This window comes from Paenarthrobacter sp. NPDC089675 (assembly GCF_044749185.1).
In the GTDB taxonomy this organism is placed as follows: domain Bacteria; phylum Actinomycetota; class Actinomycetes; order Actinomycetales; family Micrococcaceae; genus Arthrobacter.
The window spans coordinates 218,104-234,189 of sequence record NZ_JBIVHM010000007.1; the positions used below are offsets into that span (position 1 = coordinate 218,104).

General features: G+C 65.6%; 9 protein-coding genes. All 9 read right to left on the reverse strand.

Features of this window, described 5'->3' with window-relative positions:
• Positions 1–9: 9 nt before the first annotated feature.
• From ACIPY2_RS16220 to ACIPY2_RS16260, 9 genes are read right to left on the reverse strand one after another with little or no spacing between them, the layout of a single operon-like run.
• Positions 10–4,473 carry an FtsK/SpoIIIE domain-containing protein gene (locus ACIPY2_RS16220; RefSeq protein WP_400267410.1) on the reverse strand — a complete coding sequence of 1,488 codons (4,464 nt, stop codon included), beginning with the start codon at positions 4,471–4,473 and terminating at the stop codon, positions 10–12.
• Entirely contained in the window at positions 4,470–5,174 is a 705-nt protein-coding gene (locus ACIPY2_RS16225) for a hypothetical protein (RefSeq protein WP_400267411.1), read from the reverse strand. The genes ACIPY2_RS16220 and ACIPY2_RS16225 overlap by 4 nt, the downstream gene beginning before the upstream one ends.
• 45 nt (positions 5,175–5,219) lie before the next feature.
• Positions 5,220–6,947: a serine/threonine protein kinase gene (locus ACIPY2_RS16230; RefSeq protein WP_400267412.1), complete on the reverse strand. Its 1,728-nt coding sequence runs from the start codon at positions 6,945–6,947 to the stop codon at positions 5,220–5,222.
• Positions 6,944–8,731: a hypothetical protein gene (locus ACIPY2_RS16235; RefSeq protein WP_400267413.1), complete on the reverse strand. Its 1,788-nt coding sequence runs from the start codon at positions 8,729–8,731 to the stop codon at positions 6,944–6,946. Before ACIPY2_RS16235 ends, ACIPY2_RS16230 begins: the two co-directional genes overlap by 4 nt.
• On the reverse strand, positions 8,718–9,629 hold the full coding sequence (locus tag ACIPY2_RS16240) for a PP2C family protein-serine/threonine phosphatase (protein WP_400267414.1): 912 nt from the start codon (positions 9,627–9,629) through the stop codon (positions 8,718–8,720). Before ACIPY2_RS16240 ends, ACIPY2_RS16235 begins: the two co-directional genes overlap by 14 nt.
• Complete coding sequence (locus tag ACIPY2_RS16245) at positions 9,626–11,116, reverse strand: RDD family protein (RefSeq protein WP_400267415.1); 1,491 nt, start codon at positions 11,114–11,116, stop codon at positions 9,626–9,628. Before ACIPY2_RS16245 ends, ACIPY2_RS16240 begins: the two co-directional genes overlap by 4 nt.
• Complete coding sequence (locus ACIPY2_RS16250) at positions 11,109–13,616, reverse strand: transglutaminaseTgpA domain-containing protein (RefSeq protein WP_400267416.1); 2,508 nt, start codon at positions 13,614–13,616, stop codon at positions 11,109–11,111. Before ACIPY2_RS16250 ends, ACIPY2_RS16245 begins: the two co-directional genes overlap by 8 nt.
• Positions 13,613–15,040 (reverse strand): DUF58 domain-containing protein, encoded by a 1,428-nt coding sequence (locus tag ACIPY2_RS16255; protein WP_400267417.1) that lies wholly within the window; start codon positions 15,038–15,040, stop codon positions 13,613–13,615. The genes ACIPY2_RS16250 and ACIPY2_RS16255 overlap by 4 nt, the downstream gene beginning before the upstream one ends.
• A 60-nt stretch (positions 15,041–15,100) precedes the next feature.
• On the reverse strand, positions 15,101–16,072 hold the full coding sequence (locus ACIPY2_RS16260) for an AAA family ATPase (protein ID WP_400267418.1): 972 nt from the start codon (positions 16,070–16,072) through the stop codon (positions 15,101–15,103).
• Positions 16,073–16,086: the final 14 nt, after the last annotated feature.

Sequence of the window (16,086 nt, forward strand, 5' to 3'; positions counted from 1 at the left end):
ATGCAAATCCTAGGCGCGGTTCTCCGGCGGCATGGCCACCTGCAGTTTCCGCACTTTTCCTCGGCCCACGATGTAGCCGCGGCCGGGAATGAAGTCCTTTCCGAGCCTGCCAAGCGAGGTGTTGAGCAGGCTGTCCCCCTCCACGTCGCCCGGGTTGAGCAGCAGGCCGCGGCGACCGGATTTGAAGGGTTGGGCCAGGGACCAAGCCTGCGACCAGGTGGAGGTCTCGGACTCCCCCACCACCCACTGGTCAGCCTTGATCGCCGCGGTGACCAGTCGTCCAACGCCGGACTCCGCCAAGGTGTCCGTGAATTCGGTCAGGCCTTCGATGAAGATCGCCATGGTGCCCGGGTTGTCCGAGGCCTTGTCCACGAGGTCGTCCACCACGTCGGAGACCTCATCGGGGCCCACCAACGAACGGCTCCAAATGTTCAGCGAAGCCACTGCCGAGCGCCGGGAGCCGATGTAGATAAGGTCCGTACGGGGGTTGGAACGCCGCAGGGCGTAGGCCAAGGTGACCAGCGCGACCGTGCGGCCGGAGCCCGGAGGGCCTGCCAAGAGCAAGGGACCCTTCGCGGCAATCGCCGCAGGACCGAGAGTCTCGTCGTCCACGCCGATCACGGGGTTGTCCGGACCGCCCACGGGCAGGATGTCCAGGTCCACCAGCTCGGGCAAACGCTGGATCTGCGGCGCTTGGTCCAGGCCTTGCCGGAGCATGGCCTGGCTGAGCTTGGTGACTTCGCGGGCCTGCAGCGCGAGGTTGGAGTTCCCGCCCAGTACCGCCAACTGGACTTCGAGCCCGTCCAGCAGCCCCCTCCCCGGAGGCGATGCCGCGCTGAGGACATCCTTCGGAACGTCCAAGGTCATGTAGTCGTCTTCGGAGCTCAAGCGCAGGATCAGCCGCTTCTGGATGGAGGCCAGGAGCGACGCCGGAACCGAGTTGGGGCGGTCCCCGCTGACAACGAGGTGGATGCCGAGGGGACGGCCGTCCGTTGCGAGCTGGAGGAAGATGTCCCACAGGGCCGAAAGGTTGCTGTATTCATAGCCTTCGCGGAAGGAAGACATGCCGTCCACGAGGACGAAAATGCGCTTCTCCTCCGGGCGGTTGGCCAACTGGCGGTATTCGACGATCGTGGACGCCCGGACCTCTGCGAACCTCGTGGCACGCTCATCGGCAATGTCCTTGAGCCAGCGCAACAGGCGGCCCACACGCTCAACGTCGTCGCCGTTGATGACTTCACCCACGTGCGGCAGTCCGTCGAGCATTTTCAGTCCGGAGGAACCGCAGTCAATGCCGTACACGTGGACGGGGCCGCCGCGCGGAGTCACTGCGGCCGCGATGGCGATGCCGCGAAGCGCAGCGGATTTTCCGGAACCACCGGTGCCGTAGATGGCCATGTTCCCGTCTTTGTCCGGCTCGTAGAACACCGTTGGCTGGTCCTGGTGGGCAGGATCGTCGGCAACGCCAAGGAGCAGCCGCTCGTCGGTACGCGGGTTGGGCAGCTTGGAGAAGTCGTAGGTGGTTGCGAGTTCGTTGAGCCACGGTTTGCGCGGGGGTTCGATCTCCAACGAGTCGGCGGCCCGGATGATGTTCGCGGTCATCCGGGCGATGTCGTTGGGCCCGGCCGGTTCTTCCATCACGTCGGTAGTGGGCGGCGGTTCCCAGGACGGACCGGAGCCAAAGGCCATCTCCACGATGTCGATCCGGGGCCGCTGCGGCTTCTCCGTTGTCCAGCCACCGGCGTACCCGGTCTGGAAGCCTTGGATACGGCCCGGGCCGGTCTTGGCCGCTCCACGGCCGGGGATGGAGGGGTCGAAGTACGCCGCCGTCGGGACGCCGAGGATGTCCACGGCGTCCACTTCATCGGCCATTCGGAGGGCCACTCGGAGGTTCGTGTTGGCCCGGAGGTTGTCCTTGATGACGCCGGCAGGCCGCTGGGTGGCGAGGATGAGGTGGAGCCCGAGTGAACGGCCGCGGGCGGCGACGTCCACCACGCCGTCCACGAACTCCGGCACCTCGGTGGCCAGCGCCGCGAATTCGTCCACGATGATGATGAGGTACGGCGGCGCCTCGGGGTCGGCTTCGCGTTGCAGGGCCAGCAGGTCCTTGGCCTTCTTCCTGTTCAGGAGGCGTTCGCGGTAGTGCAGTTCCGCCCTGAGGGAGGTCAATGCGCGGCGCACCAGGTGCGGGGAAAGGTCTGTCACCAAGCCCACGGTGTGCGGCAGGTGGAGACAGTCGGCAAAGGCTGCACCGCCTTTGTAGTCGACAAACAGGAAGCTGACCCGGTCGGGGCTGTACGCCGCCGCCATGCCCATCACCCAGGACTGCAGGAACTCGGACTTGCCGGCACCGGTGGTTCCACCCACCAGGGCGTGCGGGCCCTCATTCTTCAGGTCCAGGTAGAACGGCTCCACGCCTTTGGAGCCCACCAAGGCGCGGAGGCTGCCGTTGTCCTTGCGGTTGGGAACAGCCGTGGCGTGAACGGAGTTGTTTTCCCGCCAGCGTTCGGCGACAACCTGCGGGTTGTCCATGAACTCCTTGCCGATCAACGCGGCATAGGAGACAGCACGCGGCAGGTCGGAATCGTCCTCGAGCGGATTGCCCACATCCACCAGCGGGGACATCATGCGGGCCAACTGGGTGGCGAGCCCGGCATCGAGGCTCTCGCAGCTCACTGGATAGGTGTGGCGCCCCAACCGGACCTGGCCGGTGGTGGTGCCGTGTTCGCCGTCCACCGAGAGGAAATCGCGGCAAGCGGCGGGCAGTGACTGGACGTTGGCGGCCACCCACATGACGTGGATCCCGAAGTCGGGGCCGCGCTCCACCAGCCGGGTAAGCCGGCCCCGGTCCACCGGAGCGTCGTCTTCCACCACCACCAGGACCGCGGGAACCACGGGTCCGGGTGTGTCCTCATTCTCGTCCTTGAGCCCGGGCCTGGGTTGCTGGCCTTTTTCCTTGGACGGTTGATCCTTCGACTGCGCCTCGCGTTGCTCAACGAGGTCTTCCAGTCGCGACAAGAGCGACGAACCCGCCGCAGGTCCGGCAGCCAGGTGGTCCCCGGCCAGGGGGCTGTGGCCGGAACCGACGTGCGGAAGCCACTGGAGCCAATCCCACCGTTCGCGGGAACGCGGCGAAGTGAGCGCAGTCAGCACCAATTCAGCAGGCGAATGAAGGCCGACCAACTGCAGGACCATGCCGCGCGCGACGTCGTCCACGATGCTCCGGTCCCCAGCCACACCAAAGGAACCCGATGTCCGCAACTGGGAGACGATCGGCACGCCTTCGATAACGCGTACTTGCTGCAGGCACTCCTGGATCTCCCGCATGTATTTGGGCTCGGTTTCATTCGCACCCGGCTCGTCGAACTGGATGCGCGAGGGAGCCGAACCGAGGCCAAAGCGTACACCCAGGAAATGGGTGTGTTCGGGCCTGTTGGTCCACAGCAGCGGGCCAAGCTTGTAAATGGCGTCAACGGTATCGCTGACGGACGGCGCCTCCTGCAGGCGGACGGCCCGCTCGATATTCTGCTGCCGGTCGATGTCCTCCCGGAACGCGAGCATGGCCGCCTTGAACTGCTTGTGCCCTTCCTTGGCTTGCCGCTTGCTTTGCATCTTGTGGTCGACGTAGTGCCCCACAATGAAGAGGGGCATCATCGCCATGAAGATCACTGAGAGCAGGTTCTGCGTCAGGGCGAAAAGAACACCACCCATCAGCAGCGGCGTGAACAGCATGATATAGGGGAAAGGCTGGTGTTCAGGCCGTTTTGGCCCCGCAGGCGGTACTCGTTTGGGCGATTCGAACCGTGGAACCACGCGCGGCGAACGGTTGAAGTCGACCAGTGGCGACGACGGGCCGCCGGAATGGTTGCGGGCCAGGGAAACAACGCCCACGGTGGTATCGCCCAGGGTGACTGTGTCCGAAGACTCGAGCGTTGCCCGGGTTACCGGCAGCCCGTCCATGAGCAGCCCGTTGGCGGAGTTCGTATCCACGATCTCCACGGTCTCGCCCACGGTGATCCTGGCGTGGCGCTTGGACGTGAGCGGGTCGGTAAGCCGGATATCGGCGTCTTTGTCCCGGCCGATGTAGCTGGTGCCGAAAGGCAGCGAAAACTCGCGCCCGACGTCGGGCCCTGACATGACCCGCAGCGTCGCCGCAACGGGCCCCCGGTTGGCACCGTGTCCGGTGGCGGCGAACTGCTCGCTCACCTGGGCCAGGGAAACCTTGGAGCCGGGCCGGAGCCCGGACTCCAGCAGGTTGTCGGTGGGCTTGAGGACCTGGCCGGACAGGCCGCCGCCGACGAACGCTTCGTCCACGCTGATGGACAGGTTCGACGGCGGTTCGGTCCCCTTTCGAGCCGGGTCGGCGGCCCACAACTCCGTGGCAATATCGGCCACTGTGGCGCGACCATCCACGGTTACTGCGAGGTCCTTTGCTTCGGCGGGGTCCCGCCGCAAGGTCAGGCGGAACTTCATCCTTCGTCGACTCCAGTCTCGGTATCAAGGAGGTACAGGTCTGCAGGGGTCACCAGGTGGGACGTCACTGCGTGCTCCACCAGGCGCGCACGGCGGTTGGTGGCCAGCTTGCCCGCGCCGCCGCGGAGGCCCACCACGCCTACGCGGTCCAGCTTGTCGCAGACGTTGTCCAGTTTCCGGTTGAAGCGGGTGAGTGCCCAGCCGAGCCTCTTGGCTGCCTCGGCGGAGGACGGGATCGCGCTGAAACCCGTGCCCTCGCGGCGCAGCATGGGCTCGGCCAAAGCCACGATGAGGGCTTTCTGCGAATCCGTGAAGACCACAGGCCCAATAGTGGTGTCCCCGGCCTGGTCCTCGTCGCGGGCCTCATGCCGGAAGGACGGCGTTTTCAAATGCACAGCGAACTCGTAAGTCGTGGGCCCGGCGGTGAAGATGACGTTCGTGTGGCTGAAAACCAGCGGAATGCGCGCACCGGGCGCCAGCCAGGCCTGCATCCCACCGGAGCCGTCGGCTATGGTGGCCGACAACATGCTGCCCACATTGCTCAGCCACCAGATGCCGTCATAGCGCGCAATCTGCAGGAAGCGGCGATGCAAGTACGGATTGTCGTCGACTTCGAGGTCCCCCTCGCGGCCGATGTCAAAGACGTCTTCGTCAGACGGTTCGTACCATTCGCCACAGAAATCTATCGCTAGATCCCCCATGATCTGTGCCTCCTTGCTGGACAACGTGTTTCTTTCATGAGCCTGCTATTTCTCCAGGCAGGCGATGGAGTCCGGGCCACCGGGCGACGCCGAGCCGTCCGCGCGGACCATGATGACCTGCACGCAGAGCGGCCGCTCGCTGTGGCCCGTGATGATGGTGTAGAGGTCGGACGTCGATTCGTAGGTTCCCTCGGACTTTGCAGTCTTGAGGCGCCATTTGAACGTGTCCGTCACTTTGTAGTCCGGGCTATCCCACCGGAAAACCACCAAGGGGGTCGATGATGTACCTCCTGGCTGGACCTCATAGGTGATGTTCGGGTCGGGCACTCCCCCATCGCCGATCGCATCGGCAGGAGGCTTGCTTGCCGTTTCCGTCGGTGCGACCTTTGGTTGCGCCTGCCCGCCAAGGACCACGCCCACCACAATGGCCACCACCAATACCGCCGCACCTGCCACGGCAAGCCACAGATTGCGCTTGCTATGGTCCGTTTCCGTTGCCTGTTGCCCGGCCGTCGTTTCCGCTGGTGAGGCGGAGCGGCTGACGGTGACGTCTTGCTCCTCGGACGCCCGCCCTGATGGTTGCCAGCCGCGGAGGACCGTGGATTCCGCTGTATCCGGCCCGGCTGCCGGACCGGTAGAAACCTGCGGAGCCTGCATCTGGTGCTGAGGCTCGTAAGTATGGAGAGGCGGCGGAACTTGGGCGGACTGCGGCTGTGCCGTCTCCGGGGGCGTGGTCCGCGGGCCGTTGCCAGGCAGCGTGGACGGGTAGGTCCGGGCCGGGAACGTCGGCGCTGAACCGGTGGTAGCGGTTCCGGAGGCGTCCGGGTCAATGGAGGCGATGCTGCGGACCCGTGTTTCCTCCACATTGTCGTCCGGGTGCTGCTCGTCGCCATGCCCGGGGTCGGCCAGCACCTCAAACGGCGTTACGGAAAGGTTCAGTTCCGCCTGGATCCGCTGCAGTGCCAGTGCGAAGGCATGTGCGGAGGAGTACCGCGACCCCGGGGACTTGGCCATTGCGGTGGCCAAGACCAGTTCCAGTGATTCGGGAACATCCGCACGCCCAAGCCTGGGGAGCGGTGAGTTGGTGATGCGCGAGATCAGTTCCCGTTGGGAGTTGTCCTGGCCCGGCAGGACGAACGGAGAACGCCCCGCGAGCAGGGTGTACAACGTCGCGCCGAGGGCCCAGATATCCACCGGAACGCCGTCCACTGCCCCGCCTCGGAACTGTTCCGGCGGCGACCACGGAATGGACATGCCGGCGTCGTCGTCGTTGTCTGCACCAATGGTGCCGGAAATGCCGAAGTCCGTCAGGGCGGGCCGGTTGTAGTCGGTGACCAGAATGTTGGCGGGCTTGATGTCGCGGTGCACGATCCCGGCCCGGTGCGCGGTCTCGACGGCGGAAGCCACCTGGATACCGACGGCGAGTACCTCGTCAACGCTGAAGCGCTGGCGCCGGTAGCGGACGTCCAGGCTCGGCCGGGAGCAGTACTCCATGGCGAGGTACGAATGCCCGTTTTCCGTGGTTTCGGCTTCGAAGATCGTCACGATGTACGGATGCGATGACAGCTGCGCCATCAGGTTCGCCTCGGACTCGAAGCGGCGACGGGCCCCTTCGGTCTTCAGGTCCGATAGCAGCACCTTGACCGCCACTTTCCGGCGCGGCCTGTCCTGCTCGTACAGGAAGACATCGGAGAACCCGCCCGAGCCGAGCAGGCTGATGTACTTGAAACCGGGGATGGGCGGCGGCGGTGCCGGGGGCCGCTTGGAACTCAAAGAATCTCCTCGAAACGCAAGGAAATGTCATCACCCAACTCGGCGATGTCGCCGTCGAGGAGGATGGCCATTTCGTTTTGGGCGAGCCGGCGCGGAGCCTGGCCCTCCCGGATAAGGACTGTGCCGTTAGTGGCCTTGAGGTCGCACAGCATGACGTGCCAACCCTCCAGGCGTACCTCGACGTGGGATCGGGAGATATCTCCCCCTGGGCTCTCCACCTGCACAAGCCGGGGCATGGTGCCGCCTTGGACCCGGGAGACGGAGGGCTGACGGCCAATGATCAAGGACTGGTCCAGGTCGATGAGTTCCCCGGTGGACAAGCGCATCCGGCCCAAGCGGGGCCGCGCTACCTGCTCGGCGTCGCCTGTCAGCGACTGACCGCAGACGGCGCATTGGGAGTAGGTGGGCGGATTGGCATGGCTTTGGGAGCACACGCGTGCCAAAACAGTGGGGCCGTTGCCGGGCTGCGGCCTGCTGCCCGGGGACGCAGCCGAGGGTGCCGGGACTGACTCGGCCACGCTGCTCTTCATGATGGTCTGGCCGTCGTGATCCGGATCCTGGGGAGCCGATGAGGGCACGGGTGAAGGCTGGTTCAGCTTCGCCGAGGATTGGGGCGGTGGCGCGACGGAGGGCTGCCGGGTCTCGGCCCCGGGGGTGCTGCGCAGCCACGGAACAGACTCAATGAGCGCGGGGACACCGATCGGAGCCGCCGCTTCCGGTGTGGTGCCGCCATGCCCGGGTACGACGACGGACGCTCCTTGGGCGCCTCCGTCACCTTCGTCGCGGGGTGCTTCCGCTCCTTCTGCCGGGTAGAGCGCATCCACGGGGATCGCTACTGGGCCGGCAGCAGGCACATCGTCGTCTTCGGAGTCGCCGTCAATCCGGACTGCCGCGTCCTCGATGTTCCGCATCACCGTCTTGTCCCACAAGTGGTCATAGTTGGTGGTGTTTTCCAGGGTGGGGACATTGGGATCGGTGGTGCTGGTGTGGACGGGCACCTCGGTCTCGTCCACAACCAGCGCCAGGTCCTCGCTGTCCGTGTGCGGTTCCTCGCGGTCCGCGTGCGCTTCCAAGCTCGCAGCGGGCAGGACGTCACCGTCCATAGGGGTTTCCTGTCCGATTGCGGGCGGTTCCCCGTCCCCGGAAGGGCCAGTTGCGACATCTGCGGCATGGACCCCCTCGGTCGCCGCAGGATCAGCTTCCGGCTCTTCCTGGGCCGGGTGGGCGTGCGGGGCGATAGTCAGGCCAAGATCAGCGTCGGGGTAACCGAGCACAGTCTCGTCGGAAACCGGGGCAGCGGAAAGGTCTTGTCCCGGCCCGGGCGCGAGGTTCACGTCCAGGCCGGCGAGCAATACTGCCCCATCCTTGACCGGCATCCATGGCAAGCCGCCAGCCGGGGATGCGGCCGCGACCCGCAGGCTGTAGGCGTCCGCGGACGTGATCCGACGCTCCGTCCAGGTGGTCACGTCCCGGCCGGAAAGGACCTCGCGGGCATCGGCTGAGCGCACCGTCAGTTCAAGGTCGCCACGGAGGAAGACGCGCAACTGGTCCCTGGCGTCGATGATCCCGAACGGCGGGATGCGGCTAAGTGAGACCCCGAACGCCTCGGTGACATGGTTGAGGACCTCGTGGGCCTCGGGACCGGAAGCCAGGAGGTCCCACAAGGACGAAACCAGCTGGGGCGGGGTGTCGGGGCCGAGAAGCACCACAGTGCCTTGGCGGATAATTCCGAACCAGGAGCCAGGCTGGTAACGGGCGTCGTGAACGCTGCTACTGCTTGCCATCTGGCTCCTCTTCCCCCTCCGTGCCGTTCACCCGTGCGCGGGGAAGGGTGTCTTCCTCCACCTCTGTTCCGCTCTCCGGCCGCGGCGCTGTGGTGGCAATCCCGGCGTCGTTCAGGACGTTCTTGGCGTCCACTACGATGACGGTCACGTTGTCGCGTCCGCCACTGCGGAGTGCGGCCTGGATCAGGGCATCCACGGCGTCCTGCGGGTGGGCCACGGTGCTGAGGACGCGGAACAGATGGTCGTCGCCGAGTTCGCCGTTCAGTCCGTCCGAGCAGACCATCAAGCGATCGCCCTCCTGGATGGGCAGCAACCAAAAGTCGGCCTCGGTTTCATCGCCCGTGCCCAGGGCCCGCGTCACCACGTGCCTGCGGGGATGGATCGTGGCCTGTTCGGGTGTGATATCGCCCGAATCCACCAGCTCCTGGACCTCGGAGTGGTCAACACTGACCTGCGAGAACCGGCCCTGGCTGAGCAAGTATGTCCGGGAGTCGCCGATGTTCATGACCAGCCAGTACGGCAGGCCCATCTGCTCCACCACTACGACCCCGGAAAGCGTGGTTCCAGCCCGGCCGCCGGTGGCATCACGGATCGCCGCATCGGCCTTGAGCAGGCATCCCTGCAGCTCACCTGCAGAGGCAGTCCGTGTGCCCGTGGCAAGCTCCGGGGCAGCGCCGAGTGTCCGGACGCATATCCCGCTGGCGATCTCCCCCGCTTCATGGCCGCCCATGCCGTCGGCCACCGCGAACACGGGATCGGCGGCTATGAAGGAATCTTCATTCAATTCGCGGCGCAAGCCACGGTCCGTTCCGTAGCCATAGCTCAGTTGGAAGCTGGACCCGCTGGCGGCGGCAAGGGCATCGGCGTCGGCATCGGGGGTTGCCGGCTGTGAGTTCATGCTTGTCCTAGGTGGAAGGAACGGTCTCCGAAGTGAACGGTGGAGCCGGGGCGGACTAAAACGGCAACGCCCGGCTGCAGCCGGGTCCGGACACCGTCCGGAGTGGTGACGGCGCTGCCATTGGTGGAGTTGCGGTCCGTGACCCACACACCGTCGCCGTCAACGCGCAGGTGCAGGTGGGTCTTGGAGATGGACCGGCCCGGGTCGGAGACCGGCAGGAGCTGCTGGGTAGCCTCGCCGGGCTGGGGCGCCGGGTTGCGGCCCAGCAGGGCACTGCCCTCGAGCTGCACATCCTGGCCGTCATCCACGCGGAGCCGGAGGACGGCCTGGGTGCGTTCGGCACCGGGCCGCAGTTGGGTGCGGTCGACGTCGTCGTCGGGGTGGCCCTGGGCAGCCGGAGGAACGACGACGGCGGGCGCCGGGTTGCCGGGGCGCGGCGCCGTTGGGGGACGCCACTGGTTGGGGTCGTGCGAGGGCTGGTTTGCCGGCTGAACAGCAACGGCCGGTTGCGGCGCGGCAGTCCCCGCCACGGGACCGTTCGCCGGACCCCGGCCGGGAACAGGGGAAGCGACGGGCTGTACCGGCGGAAGATCCACCGGCGCAAAGCTGTACGGTCCCTGTATGCCGCCCGTGGCCACGGGGTTGCGCCCTGCATGGACGTCGAAGACCAAGGCCTTGGCAGCCTTGTCCTGCCAGCCCCTGAGTTTGCCGTCTTTGTCCCAGGCGTTGGAAACAACCACGACGACGGCCCAGACAACCCCCAGCACCATGAGCGGAAGTGCCACAAAAAGGACAAGCCCAGCCTGCCCCAAGCCAAGCAGTACACCGCCCGCGATCACGCCGAGGAGCAGCACTCCACCGGTGATGATGCCCCTTACGAAGACCACGCCGGCACCGGGGGCATAACCGTCGGAGTCGGCAGTGCGAAGGCCCATCAACTGGTTGCCGATGGTGTTTCCGGACCGGGCTTCAAGTGCCAGGAGCACAAACATGTAAAGGACCGTAAAAGCAAGGCCAATGCTTCCAAGCAGAACCAGCAAGCCGGTGTCATAGACGATGAAGCCGTTCCTGCGGGTTTGCGTGATGCCGGCAATGCCGATGGCGAAGGTTGTCACCAGGACGGCGACGGGAGCCAGCCAGTCCAGGACCGCCGCACCGAGCCGCTTTCCGGCCGATGCCGCTACGGGCTCAAGCTTGGTGGTCAAAGTGGTCCCTCCCCCTGGATACGACTCCCTGCCAGCCACATTTCCAGGCTGGGCTGCGCCCTGCCACCCTTCGTTTGGCGACGCGGACACTACCGAGATACTACCGGGAGCGGGCACGCCAAGCCGGTCAGGCTGGTTCTGTGCTTCCACCCGGGCGTGGTTTACGTTCCTGTCCCGGCGTGCGCCACGGTTGTTCAGCGGAGAGCCGCAGAAAGTGCAGAAAGCAGCCCCGGGGCGAACGGTATGGCGGCAAGCGGCGCAGAGTTCAGCGTCACTACCCACGCGTTCCTCCCTTCCTCAGCCACGCCCCGAGCCTGGACGCAGTGCTATCTGCGGAGGGGTCCTTCGGAAGCAACCTGCGCTGTTCCCGCTGCCGGAGGGCGGCCCGGCCATCGGACAACAGGGATCGGGGCGAGAACCGCGCTTGCTGCCTCTTCCAGAACCCAACGCTTCGCGTGATGTCGTCCAGGGACGAGTCAACGATCTTCCAGTACTCCTCTACTTCATCCTCGCTTGGCTGGCCCGCGCCGAACACGGCGGCATCGGCGCCGTGGGCCAGCAGGGTAGTGGTGGTACCGGTGACCGGGAACGCCTCGGCGATCACTGACGCAGACTCCCGTCGCGTCGATTTGCCGTCGATCGACGCACCCATGTCCGTGGCCAGGCTCAGGACCTCATTCCAACCTCCGCCCACACGCTGGGCGGGGTGGCCGTCACGGAAACGTGCCTTCCGGCGTCGTGCCTTCAACAGCAGGATGAGCAGGAGCGGTATGGCAAGGATTCCGATGGGAATCAAAGCGACCCCGATCGCAGCCAGCAGGGGCCCCCAGAACAACCACGGGTTGTTCTTCTTTTCATCGGCGTCGAGCGCGTCCGGGGTGGAGTCCGGGGGCAGGTCCGCAGGCTCCTGCGGAGGGGGCGGAGGCTGCAGCACCTGGGGTTTGGGTTTGGACTTGTTTTCAGGATCCGGGGGGATGGGGACGTTGTCCTTAGGCGGGGTGGGATCGAAAGCCACCCAGCCAACACGGTCGAAGGCCACTTCGACCCAGGCATGGACGTCCTTGCCCGTGATCTTGATGTCCCCGGCACCGTTCTCGGGGCTCTTGGGGTCAGGGTAGAAGCCCATGACCACCCGGGAGGGAATCCCCAGGTTGCGAAGCATCAAGGACATCGCCACTGAGTACTGCTCGTCGTCGCCAAGCATCTGCTTGGCGGAGAGCAAGTTGCGTATGCGGGCGGCGCTGTGTCCTGGCAGGCTCGGCAGCTGGCCGTCCGCCACCAGGCCGTTGCTGAACGCGCCGCTCTTTTGGAAGTGGGCTTCGATCTGGCGGACACGGTCGATCGCGGTAGGCGCATCGGCTGAGAGCTCGTTGGCCTGGGACGTCACGATCGGCGGGACTTCCTGGGCCTCGGGCAAGGTGATCTTGGCAAAGTCGTACTGGGTGAGCTGGCCGTGCTCCAGCTTCCCAGGATCCGAGACCTGGACCGTATATTCATCGCCCTTGGCCAGGCCCTTGGTGGTTACCGCGGTGTCCGTGCCGGCGTTGAAGTACAGGCCGGACGCGGCCTCTGATCCGCCCGGGAAGCTCAATCCGGTGGCGTGCCGGCCGCCGGGGACGAAGTACCCCTGGTAGTCCTCAATGGTGATGTCAAGGGAGTAGTTGGTGCTGGCCACGGGGCTGCCGCTGTCCGCCAGGGTATTCAGGGAACGGGCATCCCCGACCTTGCTGAAGTTTCCGGAGCTGTTGGGGTCCATCGTGTAGTTCAAGCCGTTGAACGAGTCCAACGCGGCGAGGCGTACCCGGGCATCCTTCGGCAGGCCCTTGACCGAAAAGAGCGTGCTGTCCTTCTGGTCTTTCACGAAGTTCCGGAAACTGGCCAAGGGCGTGATGTAGTCACGGGGGTCGAACGGCGGAACGATCGTGTTGCGAAGCACCCTGCGGTCGTCGCTTGCCGTCACCAGGGGCGACGCTACGGCGGTGATGCCGACTGCGGCAGCGATGACGGCCGCAGCAGTCCCCAGCCGGCGGAGCTTGCCGCGTCGGGCCGCTCCGGCGTCGTGATCCGGTCTGTTGGCTGAAACGGCCTTGGTGCTTGACTGGCGCAAGGCGTCCCGGCGGAAGGTGGCCCAAACAACTGAAATGATGGTCAGTGAGACGCCGCGCTCCACGTTCAGGAAGCCGGCACTGGTGCTGAACGCGATACCGGTCACAAAAAGCACCAGCACGGGAAGCAGCGGCCAATACGGGCTCCTGAGCCGCCAGGCCAGGAGTCCGGCGGCCAGCGCCGTGATCAGCGAACTGAGGAACGGCACAATGAGCATTCCGTTGGCCGTGCCCACAGGAACGCCAACCGTCAGCATGTCCTTCCACGAGAACACCACGCCAAGCAACAGGGTCCGCAGGGAATCCAGGCTCGGCAAGAAGCCAAGCACCGCAGTGTCCGGCACTGCCAGCGCGGAACCGAAGAGCATGTACGCGCCAAACGCCAGGGCTGTGGTGATCAGCAACCCCAGGCGAAGCCAGGCGTTCAGCACCGCGATGCCAAGGCCCAGGAAAATGCCGCCCAGCCCGGCGACGAGGTAGCGTGGATCGCCGCCGAAGCTCAGGCTGAACCCCAGCAAGCCGAGGAACAGGAGCGCCACGAGCGCAGCGCAGTCAATCGCGAAATGCCATAGGGGGCGTCCATCGGAAAAAAGGGCGCCCCGGCCGGCGGTGCCGCTCCGACCGGATGAACGGGTGTTCCGCCGCTCGCGGCTGCGCAGGTTGGGCGCGGTACTCATGCTGCCGCCTTTCGAAGAACAATGGCGAGATCGTCGAGGTCACCGACAGTGAGGACAGTCAGGTCCGCGATATTGGCCCGCGACGGCGCTGCTCCCGGCTGGACGCGGACGGCCAGGCTGCGCACGCCCGGCGGTACCGAAGCGGCTGCTGAACGCAGCTGGGTGGCTGTGACTTCGCTGCCCACCACGAAGAACACCACCGAGGCGTTGGGAACGGTGTCCGCCAACGTACGGGCGAGGTCGACGGCGGTCTTCCGCATCGGTGCCCCGACGATCCTGGTCATGTCGTCAAGCAGGTTGCGGCCGGTTTCACAACGCAGGGGTCCCTTCTGCGTCAGGACATCAAGGTCCCTTTGCTCGCTGATCGCCTGGCGGCCGATGGAGCCTGCCACCGAGATGGCCATCTCAAACGCGGCCTCGGTGTTGTACTCGTCGGTGTTGATCGAAAGGGAAATGGCCAGGTGGGCCCGGCGGGTTTCCTCGAACTGCCTGACCATGAGCTTGTTGGTGCGGGCGGTCGTCTTCCAGTGGATGTGCCTGCGGTCATCGCCCGGAACGTAGTCACGGAGGGCGTGGAAGGAAACGTCCGCGCTGGAGAGTTCCGTGGTGGGCATGCCTTCCAGGTCCCTGATGAAACCTGCGGCAGAACCGCCCAGCGAAACTGTGCGAGGGTGCACATAGAGGTCCACGGGGTCCGTCCACAGCACGCGGCGGCGGAGAAGATGCAGCGGGTCGGCCCTCACGGACCGGACAGGACCCACCACAATGACGGCGCGGCGGGCCGTAGGAATCGTGAAGAGGTCCTCGTGGATCTGGGCAGGCTTCAGGCGCGGCAAATGGAAGATCGCGGTGTTCGAGCCCACCGGCAATTCCAGAGTGGCCGGCAGCAAGGGACGGGCTGAAACATTGGACACAGCGATGCTGCCTACGGCGTCGTCCCCTACCGCTACCCTTGTCCGGGCGAGGTCCAGGACCACGCCATAAGCGGAGCGGCCAACGATGAACACGATCGCCAGGATGAGCAGGAGGAAAGCCACCATGGCCGCCGACTTCGCTTCCTGCCATCCCCATGCCTGACCCGCCAGCCAAAGCCCGATTGCCGTGGCAAGAATCACCCAGCCAAGCACACTGACCACCGACAGTACCGGCCAGGCGGAACGCAGCCACAGTCTTCGAAGCGTGGACCACACCGGGGCTACCAACTCCCCCAGCGTCCCGGCGGCCTCGGCCCACACAGCGGCGGGATGGAGCTTGCCGGATTTTCCGTCTTGGCGGCTGGATTTCCCCGGCCGGCCCGAAGGGCTGCCGGAGGGGTTGCCGGAAGCCTTCCCGGAACCCCCGAGGGAGCGGATCTTGCTGCCAAGCGCCGAGCTTGCGCGCTTGAGCGAATCAGCAGCCCTGTTCAGGGGTGTGCTGGATGACATGTACGGACCTTTGTTCGTGCCGGGGTGCGGGGATCTTGCAGTTGCGGGTGCTTCTGAAAGCTAGGCGCTGGCCCGTTGCTGCGGGGCGGCCACATCGGCCAGCACCCGGGTCAGGACCACTTCCGGTGTGGCACCCGAGAACTCGGCTTCGGGATCCATCACCAGTCGGTGCGTCCATACAACGGGTGCCAGTTCCTTGACGTCGTCGGGCAGGACAAAGTTCCGACCCTGGCCGGCGGCCCACACCTTCGCGGCGCGGACCATGGCCAACGCACCACGGACGGAAACACCCAGCCGGGTTTCGGCGGAATTCCGGGTCTCCTCGCACAAACGCGAAATGTACTCAAGCACTGCAGTATCCACGTGGGTGGTGGCTGCAAGGTCTGCCATGTCAGCCACGGCCTGGGTGGTGATGATCGCCGACAGGTCTCTTGAACGGTCCTTGAGGTTGCTGCCGCCGAGCAGCCGGACCGTCGAGGCGTGGTCCGGGTAGCCAATGGACGTCTTGATCAGGAAGCGGTCCAGCTGGGCTTCGGGCAGCCGGTACGTGCCGGCCTGCTCGATCGGGTTCTGGGTAGCCAGGACCATGAAAGGACGGCCGGCGTCGTACGTGGTGCCGTCCACTGTGACCCGCGATTCTTCCATGACCTCAAGCAACGCGGACTGGGTTTTCGGGGAGGCGCGGTTGATTTCGTCCGCGAGCACGATGTTGCTGAAGACGGGGCCCTTATGGAACTCGAACTTCTGGGTCTTCTGGTCATAGATGGTCACACCGGTGACATCGGAGGGCAGGAGGTCGGGAGTGAACTGGATGCGGTTGTGCGAACCCTGAACGGTCGCGGCGAGGGCCCGGGCCAGCGACGTCTTGCCCGTTCCCGGCGCGTCCTCGAAGAGCACGTGCCCTTCAGCCAGCATCGCCGTGAACGTCAGCCGGATAACGTGTTCCTTGCCCAGGACTGCCTGGCCCACATTGGCAACGAGCTTCTCGAATGTTTCTGCAAACCACAGGGCCTGCTCGTTTGTCATGGTCATCGGTTGATCCTGTT